Source organism: Spirillospora sp. CA-142024 (assembly GCF_050942325.1).
Taxonomy (GTDB): Bacteria; Actinomycetota; Actinomycetes; order Streptosporangiales; family Streptosporangiaceae; genus Spirillospora.
The window spans coordinates 1,829,744-1,856,282 of record NZ_CP192077.1 but is presented as its reverse complement, the minus strand read 5'-3'; the positions used below and the strand labels follow the sequence as shown (position 1 = coordinate 1,856,282).

Annotated in this window: 23 protein-coding genes; 11 read left to right on the top strand and 12 right to left on the bottom strand. The window is 72.0% G+C overall.

The window, feature by feature from the left end:
• Positions 1-158 precede the first annotated feature (158 nt).
• The 3 genes from ACQPZP_RS09020 to ACQPZP_RS09010 are packed head-to-tail and all read right to left on the bottom strand — an operon-like array spanning position 159 to position 4,508.
• A complete protein-coding gene (locus tag ACQPZP_RS09020) occupies positions 159-2,141 on the bottom strand; it encodes a thioredoxin domain-containing protein (protein ID WP_433477171.1) in 1,983 nt (660 codons plus the stop codon).
• 47 nt (positions 2,142-2,188) lie between these two features.
• Positions 2,189-3,547: a dihydrolipoyl dehydrogenase family protein gene (locus ACQPZP_RS09015; RefSeq protein WP_433477170.1), complete on the bottom strand. Its 1,359-nt coding sequence runs from the start codon at positions 3,545-3,547 to the stop codon at positions 2,189-2,191.
• Positions 3,540-4,508, bottom strand: coding sequence for a ribonuclease Z (locus tag ACQPZP_RS09010; protein WP_433477169.1), 969 nt, complete (start codon positions 4,506-4,508; stop codon positions 3,540-3,542). The genes ACQPZP_RS09015 and ACQPZP_RS09010 overlap by 8 nt, the downstream gene beginning before the upstream one ends.
• 80 nt (positions 4,509-4,588) lie before the next feature.
• On the opposite strand from ACQPZP_RS09010, the gene ACQPZP_RS09005 reads away from it, so the two are divergent.
• Complete coding sequence (locus ACQPZP_RS09005) at positions 4,589-5,065, top strand: pyridoxamine 5'-phosphate oxidase family protein (protein ID WP_433477168.1); 477 nt, start codon at positions 4,589-4,591, stop codon at positions 5,063-5,065.
• A gap of 9 nt (positions 5,066-5,074) precedes the next feature.
• Here ACQPZP_RS09005 and ACQPZP_RS09000 read toward each other — a convergent pair whose 3' ends face one another.
• The 3 genes from ACQPZP_RS09000 to mca form a co-directional block, all read right to left on the bottom strand.
• The gene (locus ACQPZP_RS09000; protein WP_433477167.1) at positions 5,075-5,881 is read right to left on the bottom strand and encodes a hypothetical protein; all 807 of its coding nucleotides are present in this window, start codon (positions 5,879-5,881) and stop codon (positions 5,075-5,077) included.
• Between the two features lie 154 nt (positions 5,882-6,035).
• Positions 6,036-6,278: a hypothetical protein gene (locus ACQPZP_RS08995; RefSeq protein WP_433477166.1), complete on the bottom strand. Its 243-nt coding sequence runs from the start codon at positions 6,276-6,278 to the stop codon at positions 6,036-6,038.
• Complete coding sequence (mca, locus tag ACQPZP_RS08990; RefSeq protein WP_433479573.1) at positions 6,278-7,141, bottom strand: mycothiol conjugate amidase Mca; 864 nt, start codon at positions 7,139-7,141, stop codon at positions 6,278-6,280. Before mca ends, ACQPZP_RS08995 begins: the two co-directional genes overlap by 1 nt.
• Positions 7,142-7,322: 181 nt before the next feature.
• On the opposite strand from mca, the gene ACQPZP_RS08985 reads away from it, so the two are divergent.
• Positions 7,323-7,706 (top strand): DUF4307 domain-containing protein, encoded by a 384-nt coding sequence (locus tag ACQPZP_RS08985; protein ID WP_433477165.1) that lies wholly within the window; start codon positions 7,323-7,325, stop codon positions 7,704-7,706.
• Between the two features lie 209 nt (positions 7,707-7,915).
• Positions 7,916-8,416 (top strand): transcription elongation factor GreA, encoded by a 501-nt coding sequence (gene greA / locus ACQPZP_RS08980; protein WP_433467240.1) that lies wholly within the window; start codon positions 7,916-7,918, stop codon positions 8,414-8,416.
• Between the two features lie 75 nt (positions 8,417-8,491).
• On the opposite strand, the gene ACQPZP_RS08975 is transcribed toward greA, so the two are convergent.
• Entirely contained in the window at positions 8,492-9,025 is a 534-nt protein-coding gene (locus ACQPZP_RS08975; protein ID WP_433477164.1) for an Lrp/AsnC family transcriptional regulator, read from the bottom strand.
• 128 nt (positions 9,026-9,153) lie between these two features.
• On the opposite strand from ACQPZP_RS08975, the gene hppD reads away from it, so the two are divergent.
• The 6 genes from hppD (at position 9,154) to ACQPZP_RS08945 (ending at position 16,978) form a co-directional block, all read left to right on the top strand.
• Positions 9,154-10,245: a 4-hydroxyphenylpyruvate dioxygenase gene (gene hppD, locus ACQPZP_RS08970; protein WP_433477163.1), complete on the top strand. Its 1,092-nt coding sequence runs from the start codon at positions 9,154-9,156 to the stop codon at positions 10,243-10,245.
• Positions 10,246-10,348: 103 nt separating this feature from the next.
• Positions 10,349-11,152 (top strand): RDD family protein, encoded by an 804-nt coding sequence (locus tag ACQPZP_RS08965; RefSeq protein WP_433477162.1) that lies wholly within the window; start codon positions 10,349-10,351, stop codon positions 11,150-11,152.
• Positions 11,153-11,252: 100 nt separating this feature from the next.
• Complete coding sequence (locus tag ACQPZP_RS08960; protein WP_433477161.1) at positions 11,253-12,137, top strand: RDD family protein; 885 nt, start codon at positions 11,253-11,255, stop codon at positions 12,135-12,137.
• Between the two features lie 81 nt (positions 12,138-12,218).
• Positions 12,219-13,832, top strand: a complete 1,614-nt coding sequence (locus ACQPZP_RS08955) for a M1 family aminopeptidase (RefSeq protein WP_433479572.1) — start codon at positions 12,219-12,221, stop codon at positions 13,830-13,832.
• 135 nt (positions 13,833-13,967) lie between these two features.
• A complete protein-coding gene (locus ACQPZP_RS08950) occupies positions 13,968-15,419 on the top strand; it encodes a M1 family metallopeptidase (RefSeq protein WP_433477160.1) in 1,452 nt (483 codons plus the stop codon).
• Between the two features lie 137 nt (positions 15,420-15,556).
• Positions 15,557-16,978: a M1 family metallopeptidase gene (locus tag ACQPZP_RS08945; protein WP_433477159.1), complete on the top strand. Its 1,422-nt coding sequence runs from the start codon at positions 15,557-15,559 to the stop codon at positions 16,976-16,978.
• A 5-nt stretch (positions 16,979-16,983) separates the two neighbouring features.
• On the opposite strand, the gene ilvA is transcribed toward ACQPZP_RS08945, so the two are convergent.
• The 3 genes from ilvA to ACQPZP_RS08930 form a co-directional block, all read right to left on the bottom strand.
• Positions 16,984-18,207, bottom strand: a complete 1,224-nt coding sequence (gene ilvA, locus ACQPZP_RS08940) for a threonine ammonia-lyase (protein WP_433477158.1) — start codon at positions 18,205-18,207, stop codon at positions 16,984-16,986.
• 78 nt (positions 18,208-18,285) lie between these two features.
• Positions 18,286-19,236: an ROK family protein gene (locus ACQPZP_RS08935; protein ID WP_433477157.1), complete on the bottom strand. Its 951-nt coding sequence runs from the start codon at positions 19,234-19,236 to the stop codon at positions 18,286-18,288.
• The gene (locus tag ACQPZP_RS08930; protein ID WP_433477156.1) at positions 19,233-20,411 is read right to left on the bottom strand and encodes an FIST signal transduction protein; all 1,179 of its coding nucleotides are present in this window, start codon (positions 20,409-20,411) and stop codon (positions 19,233-19,235) included. The genes ACQPZP_RS08935 and ACQPZP_RS08930 overlap by 4 nt, the downstream gene beginning before the upstream one ends.
• A 209-nt stretch (positions 20,412-20,620) precedes the next feature.
• On the opposite strand from ACQPZP_RS08930, the gene ACQPZP_RS08925 reads away from it, so the two are divergent.
• Together ACQPZP_RS08925 and ACQPZP_RS08920 are read left to right on the top strand one after the other, a co-directional pair.
• Positions 20,621-22,003, top strand: a complete 1,383-nt coding sequence (locus ACQPZP_RS08925; RefSeq protein ID WP_433477155.1) for a sigma 54-interacting transcriptional regulator — start codon at positions 20,621-20,623, stop codon at positions 22,001-22,003.
• Between the two features lie 38 nt (positions 22,004-22,041).
• The gene (locus tag ACQPZP_RS08920; RefSeq protein WP_433477154.1) at positions 22,042-24,093 is read left to right on the top strand and encodes a vWA domain-containing protein; all 2,052 of its coding nucleotides are present in this window, start codon (positions 22,042-22,044) and stop codon (positions 24,091-24,093) included.
• Positions 24,094-24,192: 99 nt separating this feature from the next.
• Here ACQPZP_RS08920 and ACQPZP_RS08915 read toward each other — a convergent pair whose 3' ends face one another.
• A complete protein-coding gene (locus ACQPZP_RS08915) occupies positions 24,193-25,179 on the bottom strand; it encodes an alpha/beta hydrolase (protein ID WP_433477153.1) in 987 nt (328 codons plus the stop codon).
• 200 nt (positions 25,180-25,379) lie between these two features.
• Positions 25,380-26,528: a cystathionine gamma-synthase gene (locus tag ACQPZP_RS08910; protein WP_433477152.1), complete on the bottom strand. Its 1,149-nt coding sequence runs from the start codon at positions 26,526-26,528 to the stop codon at positions 25,380-25,382.
• Positions 26,529-26,539 lie beyond the last annotated feature (11 nt).

Sequence of the window (26,539 nt, the reverse complement as noted above, 5' to 3'; positions counted from 1 at the left end):
CACGACTATGACTCAGATGTCCGGCCACCGTCCAGATACCCGGTGCGCCATCGGGCACGCTCGTCCGCCTTGCCCCATCAGGTCACGCCCGTCCCAGCTACTCAGTAGTAACAGCAAGCATGCATGAGATCAAGGTCACGTTGCCACAAAGTGGACCTTCAATCCAATTGCCCACGTAGTTCGCGTGCCAGGTCGGCCTGGGTCGTGACCGGCAGCCGGCAGACGAACCCGCGGCACACGTACGCGGCCGGCGCCTCGTCCACCAGACCGCGTCCCTCCAGCAGCGGGACGCCCGCCGCGTCCGGCGGGCCGGTGCTCACCACCGCGCCCGGCGCGACCGTCATGAGGGCCGTCCGGTGCAGCGCCCGGGTGCGCTCGTCGTCCGGATCGCCGATCACCGCGATCTCCACCGGCCCCGTCGCGGCCGCCTCCGCCACCGCGAGGCCCCAGCCCGCGAACCGGGCGTGCTTGCCCGCGAGCGCCCCGGCCGGGGCCAGCGCCTCCGCCGCGGCCTGCCGGTGCCGGTCCGAGCCGGTCAGCGCGGCGAAGGACAGCAGCGCGCCCGCCGCCGCGAACTGGCCCGACGGCGTCGCGTTGTCGGTCGGGTCCTGCGGCCGCCGGAACAGCCGCTCCGCGTCGTCGGCCGTGTCGAAGAAGCCGCCCTGGCCGTCCCCGAACCGTTCCAGGACGGTGTTGAGCAGCTCTCCGGCCAGCCGCACGTGCCGGGGGTCGCCGGTCACCGCGTGCAGGGCGATCAGCCCGTCGGCCACGTCGGCGTAGTCCTCCAGGACACCTGCGTTCGCGCCCGCCGTCCCGTCCTTGGACGTCCGCACCAGCCGCCCGTCGTGCAGATGGACGTCCACCAGCAGCCGCGCGACCTCCTCGGCGGCCCGGACGAGATCCGGCCGGTCGAACAGGGCGCCGCACTCGGCCAGTGCCGCGATGGCGAGCCCGTTCCACGCCGCCACCACCTTGTCGTCCCGTGCCGGAGGAATCCTGTGCGCACGCGCCGACAGCAACACCGTCCGCACCCGCTCGTACCGCTCGACATCGTCGGGGTCGCTCAGAAGCTGCAGCACGGACGCCCCACGCTCGAACGTCCCCGTCACTTCGAACAGGCTCTCGGCGAACGCGGCGTCGTCTCCGAGAACCTCACGCAGCTGCTCGGGGGTCCACACGTAGTACTTGCCCTCGACACCCTCGCTGTCGGCGTCCAAGGCCGACGCGAGCCCGCCCTCATCGGTCCGCAGGTCGCGCAGCATCCAGTCGCACGTCTCCAACGCCACCCGCCGCGCGAGCGGCGTCCCCGTCAGCCGCCACAAGTGCGCGTAGACCCGCGCCAGCAGTGCGTTGTCGTAGAGCATCTTCTCGAAATGCGGGACGACCCACTGCGCGTCCACCGAGTACCGCGCGAACCCGCCGCCGATCTGGTCGTACATGCCGCCCCGGGCCATCGCCTCCAGGGTGTGCGACGCCATCGCGAGCGACTCTTCGTCCCTCGTCCGGGCGTGATGCCGCAGCAGGAACTCCAGCGCCATGGACGGCGGAAACTTGGGCGCCGTCCCGAACCCACCGCGCACCGGGTCGTACGAACCGGCCAGCACCTTCACGGCATGCGCGAGCACGCCCTCACCGGGCACCTCGCTACCGGCCAAACCGGACCCACGAGAACTCAGCGCCGCGACAACCTGCTGCCCTTGCCCGACGACATCGTCCCTTTGCTCCGTCCACGCCTTGTGGACGGCCTGCAACAGCGCCCTGAACTGTGCCCGCGGAAAATACGTCCCGCAGTAGAACGGATGCCCCTCCGGCGTCATGAACACCGTCATCGGCCACCCGCCCTGGCCCGTCATGGCCTGGGTCGCCTCCATGTAGACGGCATCGATGTCCGGCCGCTCTTCCCGATCCACCTTGATGTTCACGAACAACTCGTTCATGACCCGCGCCGTCTCGCCGTCCTCAAACGACTCGTGCGCCATGACATGACACCAGTGACAGGCGGCATATCCGACGGAAAGGAGGACCGGGACATCCCGCCGCCGCGCCTCGGCGAACGCCCCGTCGCTCCACTCCCACCAGTCCACCGGATTGCCGGCGTGCTGCAGCAGGTACGGGCTTGTCGCGTCCTTGAGCCGGTTCATGCCCCCGATCCTGCCCGATCCGGCCGCCGCCTCACTCCCCCCGGCGCCTATCCGGCGAGGGCGGTGAGGGCGGTTTCTATGGCGCGGTGGAAGGTGGGGTAGGCGTAGATCATTTCGCGGAGGGCGGCGGTCGGGGCCTCGGTGTGGACGGCGACGGCGAGGAAGCCGAGGATCTCGCCGCCGGAAGGGCCGACGACGGTGGCTCCGGCCAGGGTGCCCCATTCGGTGTTCTCGACGAGCTTGACGAAGCCGTCGTTGCCCGCCTTGTGGATCCAGCCGCGGGTCGACTCGGGGATCTGCGCGACGGCGGTCCGGACGGGAAGGTTCTGGTCGCGGGCCTGCGCTTCGGTGAGGCCGACGGAGGCGACCTCCGGGTCGGTGAAGGTGACGCGGGGGACGGCGCGGTAGACGGCCGGTGAGCCCTCCTCGCCGAGGATGTCGCGGACGGCGATGGCCGCCTGGTACATCGAGACGTGTGTGAACGCGCCCATGCCGGTGATGTCGCCGATCGCCCACACGCCGTCGGCCGCCCGCATGTGGCCGTCCACGGGGATCTGGCGGGCGGTCTCGTCCAGGCCGACCTTTCCCAGGCCGAGACCCTTCAGGTTGGGGCGGCGGCCGGTCGCGACAAGGAGACGTTCGGCGGTGAGCGTTTCGTCGCCGAGGTGCATCGTGAACTCGTCGCCGTCGTGGGTGACGCGGGTGACGTTCACGCCGGTGCGGACGCCGATGCCCTCGCGTTCGAAGACGGCGCGCAGCAGGTCGCTGGACTCGGGTTCCTCGTTGAGGAGGAGGCGGTCGGCGGCCTCCACGACGGTGACGCGGCCGTCGAAGCGGGAGAAGACCTGCGCCATCTCCACCCCGACGACGCCTCCGCCGAGGACGACGAGCGATTCGGGCGCCCTGGTCGCCATGACGGCGTCGCGGTTCGTCCAGAACGGGGTGTCGGCGAGGCCGTCGATGGGCGGGGCCATGGGCGAGGTGCCGGTGTTGAGCAGGATGCCCCGGCGGGCGCGGAAGACCTGGCCGTCCACCGTGACCTCGTCCGGCGCGGTGATGCGGCCCCGGCCGCGCACGAGCCTCGCGCCCTTGCCGGTGAGGCGGTCGGCGGCGACCTTGTCGTCCCACGAGTCGGTCGCCTCGTCGCGGATCCGGGCGGCGACCGGCGTCCAGTCGGGGCGGGCGGACGCCTCCCCCGCCATCCCGGGGACGCGGGCGGCCTCGGCGAGCAGCCCCGCGGCGCGGACCATCATCTTGGTGGGGACGCACGCATAGTACGGGCATTCCCCGCCGACCAGCCGGGACTCCACGGCGACGACCGAGACGCCGGCCTCGGCGAGCCTTCCCGCGGCGTCCTCTCCCCCGGGCCCGAGACCGATCACCACGACATCGACTTCGTCAGCCATGCAAGGAGTCCTGCCCGCGTTCTCGTCCGGTCAGACGGCGGGGCGGCATCAAGATCCGGTCGAGGTCGTGGACCAGGGTCACGTCCCCGCCGAAGGCGGCGCAGGCCTCGTCCACGAAGCGGTGCTCGTCCTCGATCCGGTACCGCTCGGAGAAGTGCGTCAGGACGAGGTGCCGGACACCCGCCTCCGCGGCCACCGTCCCGGCCTGGGCGGCGGTGAGGTGGCCGTACTCGGTGGCCAGGGCGACGTCTTCGTGCAGGAACGTCGACTCGATGACGAGCATGTCCACGCCGTCCGCGAGTTCCCGGACTCCGTCGCAGAGCCGGGTGTCCATGACGAACGCGACCTTCTGCCCCGGACGCGCCACGCTGCACTCGTCCAGCGTGACCACGCGCCCCTCGGACGTGGTGACCTGTCCTTCTTCCTGGAGGCGGCGGATCAGCGGCCCCCTGACGCCCCTCGCCGCGAGCTCCGCGGGCAGCATCGTGACGCCGTCCGGTTCCGCGAGCCGGTACCCGTACGCCTCGACCGGATGGGAGAGCCGCCGCGCGACCAGGGTGAACGGGGCGTCGCCGGTGTCCAGCGGCATCCGCTCGCCGGACACGGGACGCTCGCGGATCACGTCGGTGTCCCGGAAGGCGGCCGCGTGCCGCAGCCGCTCCCAGTACGGCCTGCCGCTCGCCGGGAACGCCGCGTCGACCGGGTGCTCGACGCCGTCGCGGGCGATGCGCTGGACGATGCCCGGCACGCCGAGGCAGTGGTCGCCGTGGAAGTGCGTCACACAGATCCAGGTCACGTCGTTCGCCGAGACGCCCGCGTGCGCCATCTGCCGCTGCGTCCCCTCGCCCGGGTCGAACAGGACGCCGTGGCCGTCCCAGCGCAGCAGGTAGCCGTTGTGGTTGCGGGACTTGGTGGGCACCGCACTGGCGGAGCCGAGGACGATCAGATCGCGGACGGACATCCCCCCATGGTGCCGGGCGAGAGGGCATGCAAGCGCTTGGTTATCGTGTGCATGGTACAGGCGAGCAGAGGGAGGGCCCGTTGGCCGGGAACAAGCGCGAGAAGATCAAGATGACGCCCGAGGAGGTCGCGGCCTACCTCGCGGAGAACTTCAAGGTGCAGGTCGCCACCGTCGGCAAGGACGGCGAGCCGCACCTGGTGACGATGTTCTACACGCTGTACGAGGGCAAGATCGCCTTCACCACGTACAAGGCGTCGCAGAAGGTGCTGAACCTGCGCCGGAACCCGACCATGACCTGCCTCGTCGAGGACGGCGTCGAGAACAGCGAGCTGCGCGGCGTCGCCCTGTACGGGCGGGGCCTCGTCATCGAGGACCCGGAGCCGCGCAGCAAGGTCGGCATGGTCGTCGGCTCCCGCATGGCGGGCCTGCCCGTCCCGAAGCTGGGCGAGCCGATCGACCCGGTCATCGCCGAGGGCATCGAGCAGGCCATCGCCAAACGCGTCCTGGTCGTCATGGAACCCGACCGAATCGTCAGCTGGGACCACGGAAAAGCATGACCACGCCCGTTACGGGGGTTCCAGGGGGTCGCCCCCCTGGATAGATGCAGCACGGTCCAGGGCGGCTTGTTCGGCGGCGTGGTCACCGCGCTGGCGGGCGGCGTCGGCGATGTGGACGAACATGGCGGCCTGCTCGTCGACGGCGTCCTGCCTGCGGAGGATCTCCAGCGCCTGGCCGAAGAAGTTGATGGCCGCGACGGGGCGGTGCGCGCGCAGGTACGCCTCGCCGAGGCTCGCCAGCGCACGCGCGCGGTTGCCGTCGTCGGGCTCGGGCAGGGCGGCGAACTCCTCCGGCAGCGGGCCGAGCAGTTCGATCGCCCGGTCGAGGGCGCCCGCCTTGGTCAGGGCGCGGGCGAGGTTGTGGCGCGCCAGCAGGACGGTGCGGAGGTCGCCGTCGCGTTCGGCCTGGCGCAGGCCCTCCTCCAGCGTTTCGGCGGCCTCCGACCAGCGTTCCCGTTCAAGCAGGGCCAGGCCCTCGGCCTCCAGGTCCCCCTCCCCAGTGGCCGTGGCGGCGAGGTAGTGGTCGAGAACGCGGCGCATGGCGGCGTCACGGTCCTCCTGGGAGTCCTCACGTTCGGCCCGTTCCCGCGCATAGGCGCGGACGAGCCCCGGGAGGCCGAAGCGGCCGTCGGCGGTGAGCAGTTCCCGTTCGGCGAGCGTCTCCAGCAGTCCGCGGGCCTCGGACTCCGGCACGTCCGCGAGTGCGGCGGCGGCCGAGGGGTCGATGTCGTCGCCCGGCTGCAGGGACAGCAGCCTGAGGAGCCTGGCCGCCGGCTGCGGGAGGTCCCGGTAGGCGTCCTCGAAGTTCGCGCGCACGTCGAGGGTCCTCCCCGGACCCGGCCGCCTCCAACCGGCCCGGACGGCCCGGCGCGGTCAGAGTCTCTCTGTGGGGGGCGCCCCCCCACGCCCCCCGGCAAGTGCCGACTGACCGTCGCCTTCCGCTCCGCTGGAGCTCCGCTCCAGGCGCCGGTCAGTCGTCGTCGGACGGGGTCTTCGCCGCGGTGCCGGCCCGCGCCGCCTTCTCCGCCTCCGCGCGCTCCCACTCCTGCTGCCTCAGGTCCTCCTCGCGGGGGGCCTCGATCTTCTTCATCTGCTTGCCCATCGAGCGGATCAGGAAGAACGTGGCGGTCGCCAGGAGGAGGAAGACCACGAAGCCGAGGACGCCGGGGCTGACCGTGTCGTTGTTCAGCGGCATGGCGTAGACGGAAGCCATCACAGACACACCTTCTCCCGGATGCCGGCGAACAGGTCGTCCTCCGGCAGCTCCGTGTCGACCAGGGACCTGGCCAAATGGTAGTCCTCGGTCGGCCATGCCTCACGCTGGAGGTCCAGCGGGACGACGAACCAGAACCCGTTGGGGTCGATCTGGGTGGCGTGGGCGAGGAGGGCGCGGTCCCTGGTCTCGAAGTGGTCGGCGCAGGGGACGCGGGTGGTCACGTCCCACTTCGCGGCCTTGTCGGTCTCGTCCTCGAAGCGCTTCATCCAATCGCCGTAGGGCGACTCCAGGCCGGCCTCCTCCATGGCGTTGTGCAGGGCGAGGATGCGGTCCTTGCTGAAGGTCATGTGGTAGTAGAGCTTGAGCGGCTGCCAGGGCTCGCCCGCTCCCGGGTAGCGCTCGGGGTCGCCGGCGGCCTCGAAAGCCTCCACCGACACCTCGTGGCACTTCACGTGGTCGGGGTGGGGGTAGCCGCCCTTCTCGTCGTAGGTGAGCATCACGTGCGGGCGGAAGTCGCGGACGGCGCGGACCAGCGGCTCCGCGGCGCTCTCCAGTGGCTCAAGCGCGAAGCAGCCCTCGGGCAGCGGCGGCAGTGGGTCGCCCTCCGGGAAGCCGGAGTCGACGAAGCCGAGCCAGCGCTGGGAGACGCCGAGGATCTCGCGGGCCCGCGCCATCTCGGCCTCGCGGACCTTGCCGATGTCGGCCTTGACCTCAGGGCGGTCCATCGCGGGGTTCAGGATGTCGCCGCGTTCGCCGCCGGTGCAGGTGACGACGAGGACCTCGACGCCGTCGGCGACGTAGCGCGCCATCGTGGCCGCACCCTTGCTGGACTCGTCGTCGGGGTGCGCGTGCACCGCCATGAGGCGGAGCGGCTCGTCACCGCCGCACGGCCGGTCGAGCGTCGTACCGTCGATGACCTCGGACACTGGGGGTTCTCCCTCTCCGGACTCTTGAGCGGCCCCCGGTTCGAGGCACGCGTCATCACAGACGAGAATGAATTGTCCCTGACAACGTCCGCACCCCGCACGGAGATTCCCCGCCATGACGACGAGCGTGTCGAAAGCAGCGGCGCCCGCCGAGCCCCGGCGGGGCCGGCTCGGGCTGGTGGTCATCGGCGCCCTCACCGCGGTGGCGGCGGGCGGCTTCGGCGTCCTCGCCGCCCACACGGGTCAGACTCCGGGCATCGTCCCGCAGACGGTGACCTACCAGATCACCGACACCTCGGTGGAGATCAACTATTCGGTGGCCAAGGGGAAGGACGACGAGGTGCGCTGCACGGTCGACGCCTATGACACCGACTTCGCCGTGCTCGCGCAGAAGGAGGTCTCCGTGCCGGCCGGGACGTCCAGCGTGAAGGGCACCGAGACCCTGCAGACGCCCCGGCGTGCCACCGGCGCGAGGATCCGCGACTGCCGGAAGGTCTGACCCGGAGATCTGACAAGAAGGCCCGCCGGGAGCCCGATACGCCGGGTGAGTGCCGAGACACGATTGGCGGATTGCGGACGCCGAGTTCAGGGAACCTTTACCCGCACACACCGGATAGGCTAGAGGTTTCACCCGGCCGCACTTCATGTCGATGTGACGCCCGCCCGCGGAGGCGGGCGAGGATCGCAACATGTGGATGAGGAGTACCCGTGACCGAGACCCGCGCTGACAACGTCACCTGGCTGACCCAGGAGGCGTACGACCGGCTCAAGTCTGAGCTGGACCACCTGTCGGGCCCGGGCCGCATCGAGATCGCTCAGAAGATCGAGGCGGCGCGGGAGGAGGGCGACCTGCGCGAGAACGGCGGCTACCACGCGGCCAAGGAGGAGCAGGGCAAGATCGAGGGCCGCATCCTCCAGCTCCAGGGCATCCTGGAGAACGCGCGCGTCGGCGAGGCGCCGCGCACCGAGGGCGTCGTCGGCCCCGGCATGACCGTCACGGTCTCGTTCGAGGGCGACGACGAGGAGGTCACCTTCCTGCTCGCGTCCCGCGAGGAGGTCGGCGCCCCCATAGACGTCTACTCGCCGAAGTCGCCGCTCGGCGCCGCCATCGACGGCAAGAAGGTCGGCGACAAGGCCACCTACACCCTCCCCAACGGCCGCTCCATGACCGTGGAGATCATCGACGCCACCCCCTACGGCGCCGCGTAGCGACGACGCCGCGATCGACCGCCGTCCCGGGACGGCGATCACCTCCGGCCGGGAGAACGTCCGGTCCGCCGCCCCTCACCGGGACGGCGGACCGCTCGTTTTCCCGGCCGTTCCCTTTCCGCCGCCCGTTCCCTCGCGGGACGCGCTCGCGACGGCCCTGAGCAGCGGGAGGGTGCGGTACGGGATCTGGGTGGCGAGGGAGATCACCGACGAGGCGCGCTCGACGCCCGCGACGTCCACGATCACGTCGATGACGCGCTGGAGGTCGGTGTTGCTGCGGGCGACGATGCGGCACAGCATGTCGCCGGGGCCGGTGATGGTGTGGGCCTCGATCACCTCGGGCACCTGGGCGAGCCGCGCCGCGACGGGGTCGTGCCCGCCCGCCTGCCGCAGCTGGAGGGTGACGAACGCGGTCACCCCGTAGCCGAGCGCCGCCGGGTCGATCTCCGGGCCGTGGCCCGCGATGACGCCGTCGCGGGCCATCCGGTCGAGCCGCGCCTGGACGGTGCCGCGCGCGACCCCGAGCCGCCGGGACGCCTCCAGGACGCCGACGCGGGGCTCGGTGGTGAACAGCTCGATCAGCCGGCCGTCCAGCTCGTCGATCGGCATGCCGCCCTCCCGTGTTCGTGGTCACCATGTACAGAGCGACCGGTCCGGACCGTGCTTTGCTGGACATATTGTCCAGCATTTCAAGCCACTCTTGCGCACCTTGTAGGCGCATGTCGAGATTAGGTGGCATGGATGAGTTTCCGGTCAAGGGTATGGACGCCGTCGTCTTCGCCGTCGGCAACGCCAAGCAGGCCGCCCACTACTACTCGACCGCGTTCGGGATGCGCAGGGTCGCCTACCGGGGCCCGGAGAACGGCAGCCCCGACGAGGCGGTGCACGTGCTGGAGTCGGGCGGCGCCCGGTTCGTGTTCCGCGGCCCGGTGAAGGCGGGCACCGGGATCGGCCGGCACATCGCCGAGCACGGCGACGGCGTCGTCGACCTCGCGATCGAGGTCCCCGATGTCGAGCACGCCTACCGGCACGCGGTCGCGAAGGGCGCCACGGGCCTGGAGGAGCCGCGCGTCCTGGAGGACGACTTCGGCAAGGTGACCGTCGCCGCGATCGCCACCTACGGCGAGACCCGGCACTCGCTGGTCGACCGCTCCAACTACACGGGCCCCTACCTGCCGGGGTTCGCGCCCGCCGGCCCGATCGCGGAGCCGCCGGAGAAGCGGTTCTTCCAGGCGATCGACCACTGTGTGGGCAACGTCGAGCGCATGGACGAGTGGGCCGGCTTCTACCACCGGGTGATGGGCTTCACCGACATGGCGGAGTTCGTCGGCGACGACATCGCGACCGAGTACTCGGCGCTGATGTCGAAGGTCGTGGCGGACGGCACCCGGAAGGTGAAGTTCCCGCTGAACGAGCCGGCGGAGAGCAGGCGCAAGTCGCAGATCGACGAGTACCTGGAGTTCTACGGCGGCCCGGGCGTGCAGCACATCGCTCTGGCCACGAACGACATCCTGGCGACGGTCGACAGGATGCGGGCCGCCGGCGTGGAGTTCCTGGAGAGCCCCGACTCCTATTACGAGGACCCGGAGCTGCGAGAGCGCATCGGCCAGGTGCGGGTGCCGATCGAGGACCTGCAGAAGCGCCGGATCCTGGTCGACCGGGACGAGGACGGCTACCTGCTGCAGATCTTCACCAAGCCCGTCCAGGACCGTCCGACGGTGTTCTTCGAGCTGATCGAGCGGCACGGCTCGCTCGGCTTCGGCAAGGGCAACTTCAAGGCGCTGTTCGAGGCGATCGAGCGGGAGCAGGAGCGGCGCGGCAACCTGTGACGCCGTCCGGGACTCGGGGACACGGCCCCGGACGCGGCCGCGTCCGGGGCCGGACATTCACCGGGTGACCGTGCGCGCCCGTTACGCGGCACACTGTGGGGGCATGAGCGAACCGCCGCAGAACCCCCCGCCTCCGGACGACGACGCCTGGAAGGCCCCTGACGCCCCGCTCCCCGGCCCTCCCGCCGCCGAGGCGCCCGCGTCACCCGAGCGTCCGCCGCCGTACCAGGGCACGTACGGCGGCCCGTCCGGCCAGGCGCCGCCCGTGGCCGGGCACGGCGGGCCGGGGATGCCGCTGCCCCAGGCGCCGCCGATCTCCGGCTACGGCCCTCCGGGTGTCCCGTATCCCGGTGCCGGCGGCGGCCCGCAGGACATGCTGGCCGGACGGCTCGCGCGCCTCGGTGCGGGCATTCTGGACAGCTTCGTGCTCAGCATCGCGGCCACTCCGGCCGTGCTGTTCTCGATCCGCTGGGACAAGATGCAGGACTCCGTCGAGTCCGGCGAGCCGATCACGAACCCGCTGGACCTCTACAACATCCCGCGGCTGCTCGCCGGGTACGCGATCGTGTTCCTGCTGGGCTTCGTGTACTTCACCGTCCTGCACGCCAGATGGGGCCAGACGCTCGGCAAGAAGGCGTGCGGAATCCGGCTGGTGAAGGCCGCGGACCTCTCGGCGGTGAGCTGGCGGCAGGCCCTCGGCCGGCAGGCGTTCGTCTACGCCATCGGCATCGCGACGGGCGCGCTGAACCTCCTCTCCCCCCTCGCGGGGATCCTCGGGCTCGTCGGCCTGCTCGACAACGCCTGGATCCTGTGGGACGAGCGGCGCCAGGCCCTGCACGACAAGGTCGCCGGGACGGTCGTGGTGAAGGCGACGCCGTGGACGCCGAACCCGTACGCCCGGCCCTGACCGCGCGGCCCGGCAACCGCTGATCATCCACGGGTAAACATTCCGGCTGCTCCCGGACGCGGCGATGTTTGGGCGGCGGTGACGCGGCGACGCTGACGGCATGACGCAACCGCCGAACGACCCCGCATCCGGGGGAGAGCCGGATGAGAACCGGCCCTATGGGCGGCAGCAGCCGCCGTACGGGCAGGAGCAGCCCGATCGGCCGGGCCCCTACGGCGGCCCCCCGTACGGCGGCGGACAGCCGCCGCAAGGTGAACGGCCCTATGGGCAACAGCAGCCGTACGGCGAGCAGCAGCAGCCGTACGGTGGCCGGCCCCCGTACGGTGAGCAGCCGCCGTATGGAGGTCAGCAAGGGTACGGAGGCCAGCAGGGGTACGGGGGGCAGCAGGGATACGGCGCTCAGCAGCCTTATGGGCAGCAGCCGTACGGGCAGCAGTACCCCGGATACGAGGCCCAGCAGCAGTACGGCAACGTCCCCGGCTACGGGATGGGCGGCCAGGCCCACCCCTCGGGCGAACTCGCGAGCCGCTGGGCGCGGCTGGGCGCGGGCATCATCGACATCATCCTCGTCGCCGTGGTGACCGGCCTCATCTCGATCCCGTTCGTCGACTGGGACCGCGTGTTCAACCCGGAGCCCGGCGAGTCGATGTACAACGGCGCGCAGGTCGGGACGAATGCGATCAGCGTCGTGCTCGCGTTCTTCTACTACTGGCTGATGCACGCCCGACGGGGGCAGACGCTCGGCAAGATGCTGCTGAAGATCCGCGTCGTCCGGGCGGAGGACGGGCAGGCCATCACCACAGGCCAGGCGGCGGGACGCTCCGCGTTCTACAGCGTGCTCGGCGGTATCTGCGGCTGCATCGGTCTGATCGACATCCTGTGGATCCTCTGGGACCCGCGCAAGCAGGCGCTGCACTGCAAGGTGGCGCGCACCGTCGTCGTCAGGGCCGACCCCTACCAGTCCAACCCCTACGCCCGCCGCTGAGCGCCGCCCGTATGACTCCGTCCCTTCGGCCATCCGAGTTGCCGGGCGGGGCTCCGCCCGGGCAGGCTGGACGACGTGCATATGGCCGGAAACTCCCCCAGCCCCCGCCGTAGCGGCTCGCGGTCCCTTCGCGGAGCCGCGTTCCGCGGTGTCCCGGGGCTGGCCGCCCTCGCCGTCGCGGGGTCGCTGACCGCCTCATGTCAGACCCCGTTCGACGACGATCCGGGCGCGTCCGGCTCTCCGAAGGGCCCGGCGGTCAACGGGCCCGCGGGGCCGACGACCGCGGGCGACGGCTACGTCCCCGGTGACGGCAACGGCGGCTACGACGTCCAGAACTACGGGCTGAAGCTCACCATCACCCCGGACGGCGCGAAGCAGCTGGACGGCACCGCGACGATCACGGCGAGGGCGACCGAGCGGCTCGCCCGCTTCAACCTCGACCTGACCGGGCTGGACGTGTCGTCCATCAAGGTCGACGGCGCGCCCGCGCGGCAGCAGCGCGGCGGAAGCGAGCTGGAGGTGACGCCGGCCAAGCCCCTGGAGAAGGGCCGGACGTTCACCACGGTGATCGCCTACTCGGGGACGCCGCAGCCGGTGTCGGATCCGGTGCTCGGCAAGTACGGCTGGATCCGCACGTCCGACGGCGTGTTCGTGGCGTGCCAGCCGAGCGGCGCGCACACCTGGTTCCCGAGCAACGACCACCCGAGCGACAAGGCCACCTTCGACTTCGAGATCACGGTGCCGCAGGGGCTGACGGCGATCGCCAACGGCGAGCCGGACACGCCCCCGGCGAGCTCGGGCGGCGGTGTGCCCACCCTGCCGGGCGGGCCGCCCACCGATCTCCCAAGCCCGGGCGGGCCGCCGAGCGGCGCCCCGAGCACCGGCCCGACGGGCGGTCCCGGGGTCGTGCCGGTCGCGCAGAAGCGCGCCGTGACGACCTCGAAGTGGCACGTCAAGGACCCGATGGCCACCTACCTCGCGACGGTCGACGTCGGCCGGTTCGAGGTGCGGACGGGCAAGACGCCGAGCGGCATCCCGAACATCACCGCGGTGGACTCCTCCACCCAGGGCGTGCCCGTCGACCGGTTCCACCAGCTGAACGGGCAGATCATCGAGGAGTGGTCGAAGCTGTTCGGCCCGTACCCGTTCTCCTCCACCGGCGGGCTGATCGACGACGCCGACGTCGGCTTCGCGCTGGAGACGCAGACGCGGCCGGTGTACGGGGCGTTCGGGCTGCAGCCGACCATCGTCGCGCACGAGCTGGCGCACCAGTGGTTCGGCGACAGCGTGAGCCTGACGCGCTGGCAGGACATCTGGCTGAACGAGGGCTTCGCGACCTACGCCGAGTGGCTGTGGGACGAGAAGACCGGCGGCCAGTCGGTGCAGGAGCACTTCGACGAGGCGTACAACGGCCTCGGCGGTCGGGAGCTGTGGGACGTCCCGCCCGGCAACCCGGGCCGCAAGCAGATGTTCGGCCGTTCGGTCTACGACCGGGGCGGGATGACGCTCGTCGCGCTCCGCGGCCGGGTCGGCGAGGACACCTTCTACAAGATCCTGCAGACCTGGACGAAGGAGCACCGGCACTCCAGCGGGACGACGAAGCAGTTCATCGAGACGGCGAACCGGGTGTCGGGGAAGAAACTCGACGCGTTCTTCGACGACTGGCTGTACCAGACGGGCCGTCCGGCCAAGTGACGGGGTGACCCGGTCGGCCGCGGGTGAAGGTCCGGCAAGGGCTGGGGAAAATCCGGCCCGCCGGTGCGCCGCCGGGCCGTCCGCGGCGCCACCATCGGGCTGGTGAACGGGCCATCTCGGGGAACGACCGCGGCCATGACCGTCGCGATCCTCCTCGGGTCGGCCGGCACGGCGTCCGCGACCACGGTCCCGGGCACCACGGCGGAGCGGCGGGCGGCCGCACCTTGTCCACAGCCCTTGCCGCCCGCCGCACACCAGGCGCCGCCGACGGGCGCCTGCGGCGCCCCCTCCCCGGGCGCGGCGGGCCTGGGCGACTCCTACTTCCGCGATGCGGGGAACGGCGGCTACGACGTCGCCCACTACGACGTCACGATGGCCTATGCCGGCGCCAGGACGGGCACGGTCGACGCGACGGTGACGGTCACCGCGACCGCGACGCAGGATCTGTCCGCGTTCGACCTCGACTTCCGCGGTCCCGAGGTCGGCGGGGTCTCGGTCGACGGGCGGTCGGCGCGGCATCGCCGCGACGGCCGGGAACTCGTCGTCACGCCGGCGGAGCCGATCCCCGCCGGCCGCGTGTTCGCCGTCGCCGTCCGGTACGCGGGCAGGCCGAAGCCGCTCCGGAGCAAGGCGTTCGGCACCTACGGGTGGATTCCGAGCAAGGACGGCGCGGTCGTCGCCGCCGAGCCGGACGGGGCGTCCACCTGGCTGCCGGTGAACGACCATCCGCGCGACAAGGCCACGTACGCGTTCCACGTCACCGTCCCGAAGGGCCTGCAAGCCGTGGCGAACGGAACGCCGGGGCCCGTCCGGCACGGCGGGACGACGGCCACCTTCGAGTGGTCCGAGGGCGCGCCGATGGCGAGCTACCTGGCCACGGTCGCCATCGGGAAGTTCCATATGCGGCGGACGCAGGCGGGCGGAACCCGCGTCATCACGGCCGTCGACCCCGCGTTCGGATCGTCGGCGAAGGAACTGGAGAGCACCACGGTCAAGGTGCTGAAGTGGGCCGCGCCGCTGTTCGGCCCGTATCCGTTCGCGACGGCCGGCGGGATCGTGGACGATCCGAAGCTCAACTACGCCCTGGAGACGCAGGAACGTCCCCTCTACGGCGGGTTCGCGCCGGACGACGACTTCGTCGTCCACGAGCTGGCGCACCAGTGGTTCGGGGACAGCGTCGGCCTGACGCGCTGGCAGGACATCTGGCTGAACGAGGGCTTCGCGACCTACGCCGAGTGGCTCTGGCGGGAACGCACCGGCCGGGACTCCGCCGGAAAGATCTTCAAGCGCTACCGCGCGCAGCCCGCGAGTTCACCGATCTTCAGCCCCCCGCCGGGCGCGCCGGGCGCCGGGAAGCTGTTCGGCTACTCCGTGTACGTGCGGGGCGCGATGTGCCTGCAGGCGCTCCGTGACCGGGTGGGCGACAGGGCGTTCTTCACGATCCTCCGGACCTGGGCGGCCGAGCATCGCCACGCCACCGCCACGACGCCGCAGTTCATCGCGCTCGCCGAGCGGGTGTCCGGAAAGAGGCTCACGGAGCTGTTCCAGACGTGGCTCTATTCGAAGACCAAACCGCGGAGATGGTGACCGGATGCCGGATCCGGCCACGAAAACCACCCCCTGCCAGCGAATTCGAGACCAAAACGCGCTTGTGCGGGACCCGGATCACAAGAAAGTCTTGATCACGCTTGTGACGGCTTACCAAGGTTCCGAGGACGAGGTCGATGAGCAGAACCCCCAGAGCGCTGGCCGCCGTGACGCTCGGCATCGCGGCGAGCCTCGCCGTGACCGCGGCGCCCGCCGGCGCCGCCGCGCGATTCACGCCCGGCGCGCCCAGCGCGGGCGATCCCTACTTTCCGGACATGGGCAACGGCGGGTACGACGTCGCCCACTACGACATCGGCCTGAAGTACGACCCGGGGACGAAGTCGATCCAGGCCGTCACCAAGGTCGAGGCGCGGGCCACGCAGAACCTGTCCCGGTTCGACCTGGACTTCCTCGGCCCGCTGAAGATCTCGTCGCTGACGGTGGACGGGCGCAAGGCGTCCTTCACGCGGACCGGCGCCCAGGAACTCGTCATCACTCCGCGCGAGGGGCTGCGGAAGAACCGGCGCTTCACGGTGACCGTGGCGTACTCCGGCGTCCCGCAGACGATCAACGACGACGCGCTGGGCACGTCCGGCTGGGTGCCGACGCCCGACGGCGCGGTGATGCTCAACCAGCCGTTCGGCGCCGCGACCGTCTACCCGGTCAACGACCATCCGACCGACAAGGCGACGTACACCTACACGCTGTCCGCGCCCAAGGACCTCACCACGCTCGCCAACGGCGACCTGCGCGGCAGGTGGACCAAGGGCGCCTGGACGACCACCCGCTGGGACGTCCGCAACCCGATGGCCAGCGAGCTCGCGATGATCGCGATCGGCAGGTACGACGTGCTCGCCGGGCGGACGAAGGCGGGCGTGCCGAACCTGACCGCCACCGACCGGGCCATGGCGATCAAGCCGGAGGACGCGAAGAAGTTCCTCGACCAGACCGCCGAGGTGACCGACTTCGAGGCGGGCCTGTACGGGCGCTACCCGTTCACGTCCACGGGCGGCATCGTGGTCAAGGCCGGTGTCGGCTACGCGCTGGAGACACAGGGCCGTCCCGTGTACGACCTCGGCCGCCGGCCGGGCGGCATCCCGAGCGCCGGCCTGCTCGCGCACGAGCTGGGCCACCAGTGGTTCGGGGACGCGGTGTCCCCGGCGAAGTGGGCGGACATCTGGCTGAACGAGGGCTTCGCGACGTACTCCGAGTGGCTGTACGGCGCGGCGCACGGCGGCGACACCGTCCAGAAGGTCTTCGACGAGACCTACGCGACCCCGGCGAGCGACGGCCTGTGGAAGGGCAAGGTCGCCGACCCGGGCCGCGACCACATCTTCGACGGGCTCGTCTACGACCGCGGCGCGATGGCCGTCCACGTCCTCCGCACGAAGATCGGCGACGGGGCGTTCTACCGGCTGCTGAAGGCGTGGCCGTCCGCGTACCGCTACGGCAACGCCTCGACGAAGGACTTCGTCCGCTTCGCCGAGCGCGTCTCGCACAAGAACCTGGACGCCTGGGCCGACGCCTGGCTCTACTCCGAGGGCAAACCGTCCCTCTAGGCCGGTCAGCTCAGGGTGAGGGTGTAACCCTTTTCGCGTAGGCGGCCGATCACGTCTTCGGAGTGGTCGGCCCCTCGCGTCTCCAGGTGCATGAGCACTTCGGCCTCCTCGACGTGCAGGCGGGCGGCGACGCGTTCGTGCATCACGTCCAGGACGTTGACGCCCAGTTCCGCCAGCTCGCCGAGCAGGGTCACGAGGGCGCCCGGACGGTCCTTCAACCGGCAGCGGACGACGAGGTACCGCCCGGCGCCCGCGAGCCCGTGCCGCAGCACCTTGGACAGCAGCAGCGGGTCGACGTTTCCGCCGGACAGCAGCACGACCACCGGCGGCTCGACTGCGTACGAGTGCTCCAGCAGCGCCGCCACCCCGGCCGCCCCGGCGGGCTCGACGACCTGCTTGGCGCGTTCGAGGCAGAGCAGCAGCGCCTGGGAGATCGACTCCTCGGTCACGGTGACGACCGCGTCGACCAGGTCCGTGAACATGTCGAAGGTCAGGTCGCCGGGACGGCCGACCGCGATCCCGTCCGCCATCGTCGGCTCGATCTCGATCTGCGTGGGCTTCCCGGCCGCGAGCGAGGGCGGGAACGCCGCGGCGCGCCTGGCCTGCGCGCCGAGCAGCTTGATCGACGGGCCGCCGGTCTCCGCGGCGAGGCCCCTGACCGCCGCCGCGATGCCGGCCATCAACCCGCCGCCGCCCACCGGCGCGACGATCGTGCGGGCCTCCGGGCACTGCTCCATGATCTCCAGCCCGATGGTCGCCTGCCCGGCGACCACGTCGGGGTGGTCGAACGGGTGGATGAACACCGCGCCGCACTCGTCCGCGTACTCCTGCGCGGCGACGAGGCAGTCGTCCACGGTCGGCCCCGGGAAGACGACCTCGGCGCCGTAGCCGCGGGTCGCGGCGATCTTGGGGAGCGGCGCGCCGGCCGGCATGAACACCGTGGCCCTGCAGCCGAGCATCGACGCCGCGAGCGCGACCCCCTGGGCGTGGTTGCCGGCGCTGGCCGCGACCACCCCGCCGGACCGCTCCTCCTCGGTCAGCCGGGCGATCCGCACGTACGCGCCGCGGATCTTGAAGGAGCCGGTGCGCTGCAGGTTCTCGCACTTCAGCAGGACCGGCCCGCCGAGCTGCTCCGACAGCACCCGGGAGGGGATCATCGGGGTCGGCACCGCCACCCCGCGGAGCAGCTCACGGGCACCCCGGACATCGTCGACACTGACGGAGGTCATGGCGTACTCCTGTGGGAGGCGACCCCCCACACCCCCCGGTTCGCTTCGCTCATTGTGTGATACTCGCACCCGCCGCGCTCAGCCCGCACTCCAATAGCGATCTTGAGCGAAGACCAGGGCGGCCGCGCCGACGAGCCCGGCGGTCTGCCCGAGCTCCGCCGGGACGATCCGGACACGGCGCGCGAACTCCATCCGGGCGTGCGCCCGGAACGCGTCCTCCATCGGGTCGAAGAGCAGCCCGCCCGCCTGCGACAGTCCGCCGCCGATCGCCGCGACCTCCAGGTCGCACAGGTGCGTCGCGGACGCGAGCGCGATGCCGATGGCGCGGCCCGCCCGGCGCATCGCCGCGCCCGCGACGGGATCGCCACGGCGGGCGTCGGCGGCCAGCTCGACACCGGTGCCGTCCCGGCTCCCGGGCCGCCAGCCCTGCTCCCGCGCCCACGCGACCAGCCCCGGACCGCGCGCGACCGCCTCCAGGCAGCCGCGGCCCCCGCACCCGCACGGCGGCCCGCCCGGGTCGACGATCACGTGCCCGATGTGCCCGGCGTTTCCGCTGAACCCGTTCACCAGACGCCCGCCGAGGATGAGGCCGCCGCCGACGCCCGTGGACACGACCATGCCGAGGACGTTGCCGTGCCCGCGTCCCGCGCCGAGCCAGTGCTCGCCGACCGCGACGCAGACCGCGTCGTTGTGGATGCGGACGGGCAGCCCGGGATACCGGGCGCGGAGCCGCTCCCGCAGCGGGAAACCCCGCCATGCCGGGATGTTCAGCGGGGACACCTCGGCGGCCGGCCACGTCATCGGCCCTCCGCAGCCCACCCCGACGCCGGCGAGCCGCGGATCCCCGGCGTCGGCGAGTAGCTTGCCGAGGAGCGCCTCCAGCGCCCGCCACAGCTCCTCGCCGTCCACTCCGGGCACGTTCGGGGTGGGGGTCCGCGTCCGGGCGGAGATGCCGCCGTCGGGCTCGACCAGTGCGGCGGCCAGCTTCGTCCCGCCGATGTCCACCGCGAGGACGGGCGGCCCGCTCAAGTGGTCTCCTCCGCCCGGCCGAACGCCAGGATGGACGCGGTGAAACCGTGCACATGGTTGCGGCCGGCGACGGGCCCGATCTCGCCGGCGGCGAAGAACCCGCCGACCCCGGCAGGGCCGAACGCGCGGTCGAGCACCTTCGCGTCATGGTCGGAGTCGGGGAACATCGCCTGGCCGCGCCCGTTGCAGGAGAACAGCAGCGCGCCCTCGACCGGCGCCAGGTCGAACCGTTCGAGCAGCGCGGAGAGGTCCTCCTCGGCGGCGCCCGCGTCCCGGACCTGGAACCGGACGGTGCGCCCCACGTCCACCACGTCGCCGATCGCGATGGCGCCGCTGTCGGTGTCGGCGCCGACCACCCCGCGCACGAGGAAGTCGCCGTGCTCGTGCTCGTCGGCGTACTCGTCCATCGCGACGCCGATCAGCAACCCGCGGCCGGCGAGCTCCTGCTCCTCCTCCGGCAGCCCGATCACGATCTGCTCCAGCTTCTCCAGCGCGGGGACACCGGCCAGCTCGTACAGGACGTTCTCCTCGGCCTTGGTCACCACCATGTCCGGCCCGATCGGGCGGGCGCCCTGGCTGACCACGGTGGCGGCGGCGACGGACCCGCCGATCACCACGCCGACCGCGCCGTCCCGGTACACCTCGCCGCCGACGAACAGCCGCACCTCGCCCTGCCCGGTCTCGCCGAGCCCGCTGCCCTCGGCGAGACCGCCGACCAGCGGCAGCCCGGGCAGCGCCTCGTCGGAACGCTCCACGAACGCGTCCACCGGGAAGCTGTAGGGGTCGGCCAGCAGCACGCCGACCACGTCGTCGTCCTGCCCCTCCGGCATCCCGACGACGATGAGCCGGTCGTCGCCCTTGAGCGTCTCCAGCCGGAACGCGTCGAGCCGCGCACCGGGCAGCACCGCCGCCCACGCGCTGACCGCGCCCCGCTCCTCCACGCCGCGCCCGGCGCCGATCACCCCCGACGCGCTGCAGCCGAGCACCAGCGCGGGGCCCGCCGCCAGCTCCGCGGCCACCGCGGCCGCCTCGACCTCGTCCGGATCGTCCCCCGTCACGAACACGCACACCAGGTCGGGCGCCGCGCTGAGCGGCGCGAGCGCCTGCTCGACCGCCGCCGCGGCGGCACTGGACAGGTCGGGTCCGAGGGCCAGGCCATCACCGAATCGCGCCATCGGCGCCGCCTCCCTCACTCCGTTCGCCGGCTCGGTTCACACCTTCAGTTTCCCCCTCCGGGGGCTCTCCACGCGAACATCAGCGAGTCGGGGCAGGCCGGGCGAATCGTCGGCGGGGGTGCGATTCCGCGTACCGGCGACGTAGTGTCGGTCGCGTGCGTTCATCCACACCACGTGAATCCACACCCCGTGAATCAACTCTGGGCGCGTTGCGCACCAGCGGCCACGTCCGGCTTTCCGTGAAGGCCGAGATACGGCGCAACCTGCTCGACCGGCTGAGATCCGGCGAGCCGCGCTTCCCCGGCATCCTCGGGTTCGACGACACCGTGCTGCCCCACCTGGAACGCGCCCTGCTCGCCGGGCACGACCTGGTGCTGCTCGGCGAGCGCGGGCAGGGCAAGACGCGGCTGATCCGCACCCTGGCCGGGCTGCTGGACGAGTGGACCCCGGTGGTCGCGGGCTGCGAGATCAACGACCACCCGTACGCGCCGGTCTGCGTCCGGTGCCGCCGGCTCGCCGCCGAGCTGGGCGACGAGCTGCCCGTCGAATGGAAGCACCGCGACGACCGGTACGGGGAGAAGCTCGCCACGCCGGACACCAGCGTCGGCGACCTCATCGGCGACGTCGACCCGATCAAGGTGGCGGAGGGCCGCACCCTCGGCGACCCGGAGACCGTGCACTTCGGGCTCGTGCCGCGCACCAACCGCGGCGTCTTCTCCATCAACGAGCTGCCCGACCTGGCCGAGCGGATCCAGGTGGCGCTGCTGAACGTGCTGGAGGAGCGCGACGTGCAGGTCCGCGGCTACGCGCTCCGGCTGCCGCTGGACGTGCTGCTCGTCGCGTCCGCCAACCCCGAGGACTACACCAACCGCGGTCGCATCATCACCCCGCTGAAGGACCGCTTCGGCGCCGAGATCCGCACCCACTACCCCCTCGAACTGGACGCCGAGCTGGCGCTGATCCGGCAGGAGTCCGACTTCGCCGACCTGGCCGGGCTGCCCGCCGAGGTGCCCGACCACCTGGTCGAGATCATCGGGCGGTTCACCCGGCTCGTCCGGGACTCGACGGCGGTGGACGCGCGGTCCGGCGTGTCGGCGCGGTTCGCGCTGGCGGGCGCCGAGACCGTCGCGGCGGGCGCGGTGCGGCGGGCGGCGCTCGCCGGGGAGGAACGCGCGGTCGCGCGCGTCTGCGACCTGCCGTCGGTCGTGCCGTCGCTGATGGGCAAGGTGGAGTTCGAGGTCAGCGAGGAGGGCCGCGAGCAGGAGGTCCTGGAGCACCTGCTGCGCCGCGCCGTCGCCGAGACCTACCGCCGGACGCTCGGCGCCACCGACCTGAACGGGCTGCTCGACAAGTTCGACTCCGGCGAGCGGGTCGAGTCGGGCGAACTGGTGGCCGCGACGGAGCTGCTGCGCCGGATCGGGCACGTGCCCGGCCTCGCCAAGATCATGGAACGGCTCGGCATGAGCGGGGAGTCCCCCGGGCAGGCCGCGGCCGCGCTGGAGTTCGCCCTGGAGGGACTGTTCCTCACCCGGCGGCTCTCCAAGGACGTCGCCGAGGGACGGTCCGACGGGACGGCCACGTACCGGACCTGACCGTCCGGACCTGAGGTCTCCACGCGTAAGGAGCTTCGATGAGCCGATATCGCTACGGGGCCTACGAGGACGGGCCCGACCCGCTCGCCCCGCCCTACGACGTCCGCGACGCCCTGGACGCGATGGGCGACTCGGTGCTGGACGGCACCCGCCCGGACGACGCGCTCCGGGAACTGCTGCGCCGCGGTCTGCCGGGCGCGCAGAACCGGCGCGGGCTCGACGACATGCTCCGCCAGGTGCGCGAGCGGCGCCGCGCGCTGCGCGACCGGGGCCGGCTGGACGGCACGCTGGAGCAGGCCCGCGCGCTGCTGGACACCGCGATCGGGCAGGAGCGGGCCGAGCTGTTCCCCGACCCGGGCGACGACGCACGGCTGCGCGAGGCGGAGCTGGACACGCTGCCGTCCGACACCTCCCAGGCGATCCGGCGGCTGTCGGACTACGACTGGCGTTCGGACGCGGCCCGCCGCACCTTCGAGCAGCTGAAGGACCTGCTGCGCCGCGAGGTGCTGGACGCGCAGTTCCAGGGCATGAAGCAGGCCCTGGAGAACCAGGACCCGGCCGCCATGCAGCGGGTCAAGGACATGATGGCCTCGCTCAACGAGATGCTGGACCGGGACGCGCGCGGCGAGCACACCCAGGAGGACTTCGACCGGTTCATGGGCGAGTACGGGGACATGTTCCCCGACAACCCGCAGAACCTGGAGGAACTGGTCGACTCCCTCGCCCGCCGCGCCGCCGCCATGGACCGGCTCCTCGCCTCGCTCAGCCCCGAGCAGCGCGCCGAGCTGGCCGGGCTGATGGAGCAGGCCATGCAGGACGCGGGCCTCGCCATGGAGATGACCCGGCTCGGCGACGCGCTGCGGGCCCGCCGTCCCGACCTCGGCTGGGGCCGGTCCGAGCAGATGACCGGGGACGACCCGCTCGGCATGGGCGACGCCACGACCGCGCTCGCGGAGCTGGCCGACCTGAGCGAGCTGGAGGCGGCGCTCGGGCAGGACTACCCGGGCGCGCGGCTCGACGACATCGACGAGGAGGCCGTCCGGCGTGCGCTCGGCCGGCAGGCCGTCGACGACCTGAACGCGCTCCGCCGCATCGAGGCGGAGCTGGAACGGCAGGGCTACCTGCGGCGCAACCGCGGCAAGCTGGAGCTGACCCCGAAGGCGGTGCGGCGGCTCGGTGAGACGGCGCTGCGCCGGGTGTTCTCCCAGCTGACGTCCGGCCGGCAGGGCGACCACGACCAGCGCGACGCGGGCCAGGCCGGGGAGCTGACCGGGGCGAGCCGCGAGTGGCGGTTCGGCGACGAGCAGCCCCTCGACGTCGTCCGGACGGTGAGCAACGCGATCCGCCGCAGCGCGATGGAGGGCGGCCCGGCGCTCGTCCCCGGCCCCGCGACCGCGAAGGTGGTGGAGCCGCCGCCGGGCAGGGCCGAGGTCGCGGAGCTCGGCGACGGCTCGCGTCCCGGCGGCGTGAAGCTCGGCGTGGACGACTTCGAGGTGCACGAGACCGAACGCCGCACCGGCGCGGCCGTCTGCCTCCTGGTCGACCTGTCCTACTCGATGGTCCTGCGCGGGACGTGGGCGGTCGCGAAACAGACCACCCTCGCCCTGCACACGCTCGTGACCAGCAAGTTCCCGCAGGACGCGATCCAGATCATCGGGTTCTCCAACTACGCGCGGGTGCTGCACCCGACGGAGATGGCGGGCCTCGACTGGGACATGGTGCAGGGCACCAACCTGCACCACGCCCTGATGATCGCCGGACGGCACCTGGACCGGCATCCCGACTTCGAGCCGATCGTCCTCGTCGTCACCGACGGCGAGCCGACCGCGCACCTGCGTGCCGACGGCCGCTCCCTGTTCGACTACCCGCCGTCCACCGACACGCTCGTCCTCACCCTCGCCGAGGTGGACAAGATGACGCGGCGCGGCGCCTGCATGAACTTCTTCATGCTCGCCGAGGACCGGCGGCTCGTGTCGTTCGTGGAGGAGGTCGCGCGGCGCAACGGCGGCCGGGTCTTCGCACCCGACGCCGAGCGGCTCGGGGAGTACGTCGTCAGCGACTACCTGAGAGTGCGCCGCGGCCGCCGCTGACGCGCGCGTCAGCGGGCCCTGGCCGGCCAACGGCGACTTCGCCCAGGCGTGGCCGGCCGATGGTCTGGAACGGCCAGGCCGACCTGGACGACCGGGAGGTCACTGGCCGGGGTTCAGGAGCTTCTTGAGCCAGGCCAGGATCGTCGGGTAGGTGTGCTCGTCCTCCAGCATCTCGGAGGCGTGCATGTCGCCGTCGATGGTCTTGACGGTCGCCTGGACGCCCGCGGCGCGCAGCGCGCTCGCCAGCCCGGTGCTCTGGGTGACCGGGACGAAGTCGCCGGTGGCGTGCATCAGCAGCATCGGCGCGTCGCCGGCGGAGACGTGGGTGAGGGTGCTCGCGTCGTCCAGCCGCGTCCAGCAGTCCGGGTCGGCGGTCAGGCCGGGCACGCAGCGGACGAGGTCGGCCACGGCCCGCCGCAGCTTGCGCTCGGTGAACGTGGCGCCCGGCTTCGCGCCGTCCTGGAAGGCCAGGAACGGGTTGTTCGGCGGGGACAGCCCGATCACGCCGCGGACCTGCCGGGTGCCCGTCCCGAACGTGCCGAGCTGGGTCGCGAGCTGCCCGCCGGCCGACGAGCCCATCACCGCGACACGGTTCGGGTCGATGTCCCACACCCGGGCGTGCTTCTTGATGAAGGCGAGCGCGGACATCGCGTCGTTGCGCTGGGCCGGCCACTGCGCCTTGGGCGCCAGCCGGTAGTTCGCCGACAGGACGACGAAGCCCTCCTCTGTCAGCCGGCGCGCGAAGTACCTCCAGCTGCCGGCCTTGTCGCCCTCCATCCAGTAGCCGCCGTGCAGGAGCAGCAGGGCCGGGCGCGGCGTCGCCCGGGGCCCCGGCTCGCGCCAGTAGGCGTCGATCCGCTGGGCCGCGTCCTTGCCGTAGGCGTAGGTGCGGACCTTCGGCAGCTGCGGGGTGACCATCACCGCCTGCGCGGTGACGGTCCCGTCGGGCTCGCCGTCCGTGGCGCCCTGGCCGTTCTCCGGCTGCGCCGGGGACGACGCCGACGGTGAGCCGGATCCCGGCGCTCCGGTTCCCGGCACTCCGGTCTCCGGCCCGCCGGACGGCCCGGACCCGTCGGCCGGCGGCACGGACGGAACCGAAGCGCTCGGCGTCGGCACCGGCGCGTTCGCGTGGGCTCCCACGGGAACGGCCACGGCCGACACACACGTCGCGGCGAACGCCGCCCCACAGACCAGTACTTTGCGCACCCCGGGCCCTTTCTTGACGAACCTGGCGCGCCGAGTATAGATGTTTTGATCAAGCCCGGTGGGGAATGGTCAGCTGATTCTCAGGAAAGTGCCTGGTCGAGGTCACGAAGAAGATCGTCGGCGTCCTCGATGCCGACCGACAGCCGCACCAGGTCGGCGGGCACCTCCAGCGGCGAGCCGGCCGCCGAGGCGTGCGTCATCCGGCCCGGGTGCTCGATCAGCGACTCGACTCCGCCGAGCGACTCGCCGAGCGTGAACAGCTTCGTCCGCTCGCACACCCGCACGGCGGCCTCCTCCGACTCCATCCGGAACGACACCATGCCGCCGAACGCCTTCATCTGCTTGGCGGCGACGTCGTGGCCGGGATGATCGGGCAGCCCCGGGTAGAGGACCTGCCGGACGGCCGGGTGCCGGGTCAGCATGTCCACGACCTTCTCGGCGTTCGCGCAGTGCCGGTCCATCCGCACGCCCAGCGTCTTGATCCCGCGGAGGGTGAGCCAGGCGTCGAACGGGCCCGCGACGGCGCCCATCGAGTTCTGGTTGAACGCCAGCCGCTCCCCCAGCCCCGCGTCCGCCGCGATCAGCGCGCCGCCGACCACGTCGGAGTGCCCGCCGATGTACTTGGTGGTCGAGTGGACGACGACGTCGGCGCCGAGCTCCAGCGGGCGCTGCAGGTAGGGCGAGGCGAAGGTGTTGTCGACGACCAGCAGCGCGCCCGCGTCCCGGGCGACCCCGCCGAGCGCCGCGATGTCGGCGATGCCGAGCAGCGGGTTCGTCGGCGTCTCCACCCAGATGATCTTCGTCTCGGGCCGGACCGCGGCGCGCACCGCCGCGATGTCCCCGAGCGGTACGGGGTCGAACGCGACGCCCCACGGTTCGGCCACCTTCGCGAACAGCCGGTAGGTGCCCCCGTAGGCGTCGTTCGGGATGATGACGTGGTCACCGGGCCGGCAGACCGTGCGCAACAGCGCGTCCTCGGCGGCTAGGCCGGACGCGAACGCCAGCCCGCGCGCCCCGCCCTCGGTTTCGGCCAGGCATACTTCCAGCGCAGTACGGGTCGGGTTGGCCGACCGGGAGTACTCGTAGCCGCCGCGCAGCCCGCCGATGCCGTCCTGCTTGTAGGTGGAGACCTGGTAGATCGGCGGGACGACCGCACCGGTGGTGGGGTCGGGCTCCTGCCCGGCGTGGATGGCCAGGGTCTCGAAGCCCTGCGGAACCTCGTTGTCCATGGGTACGAGGC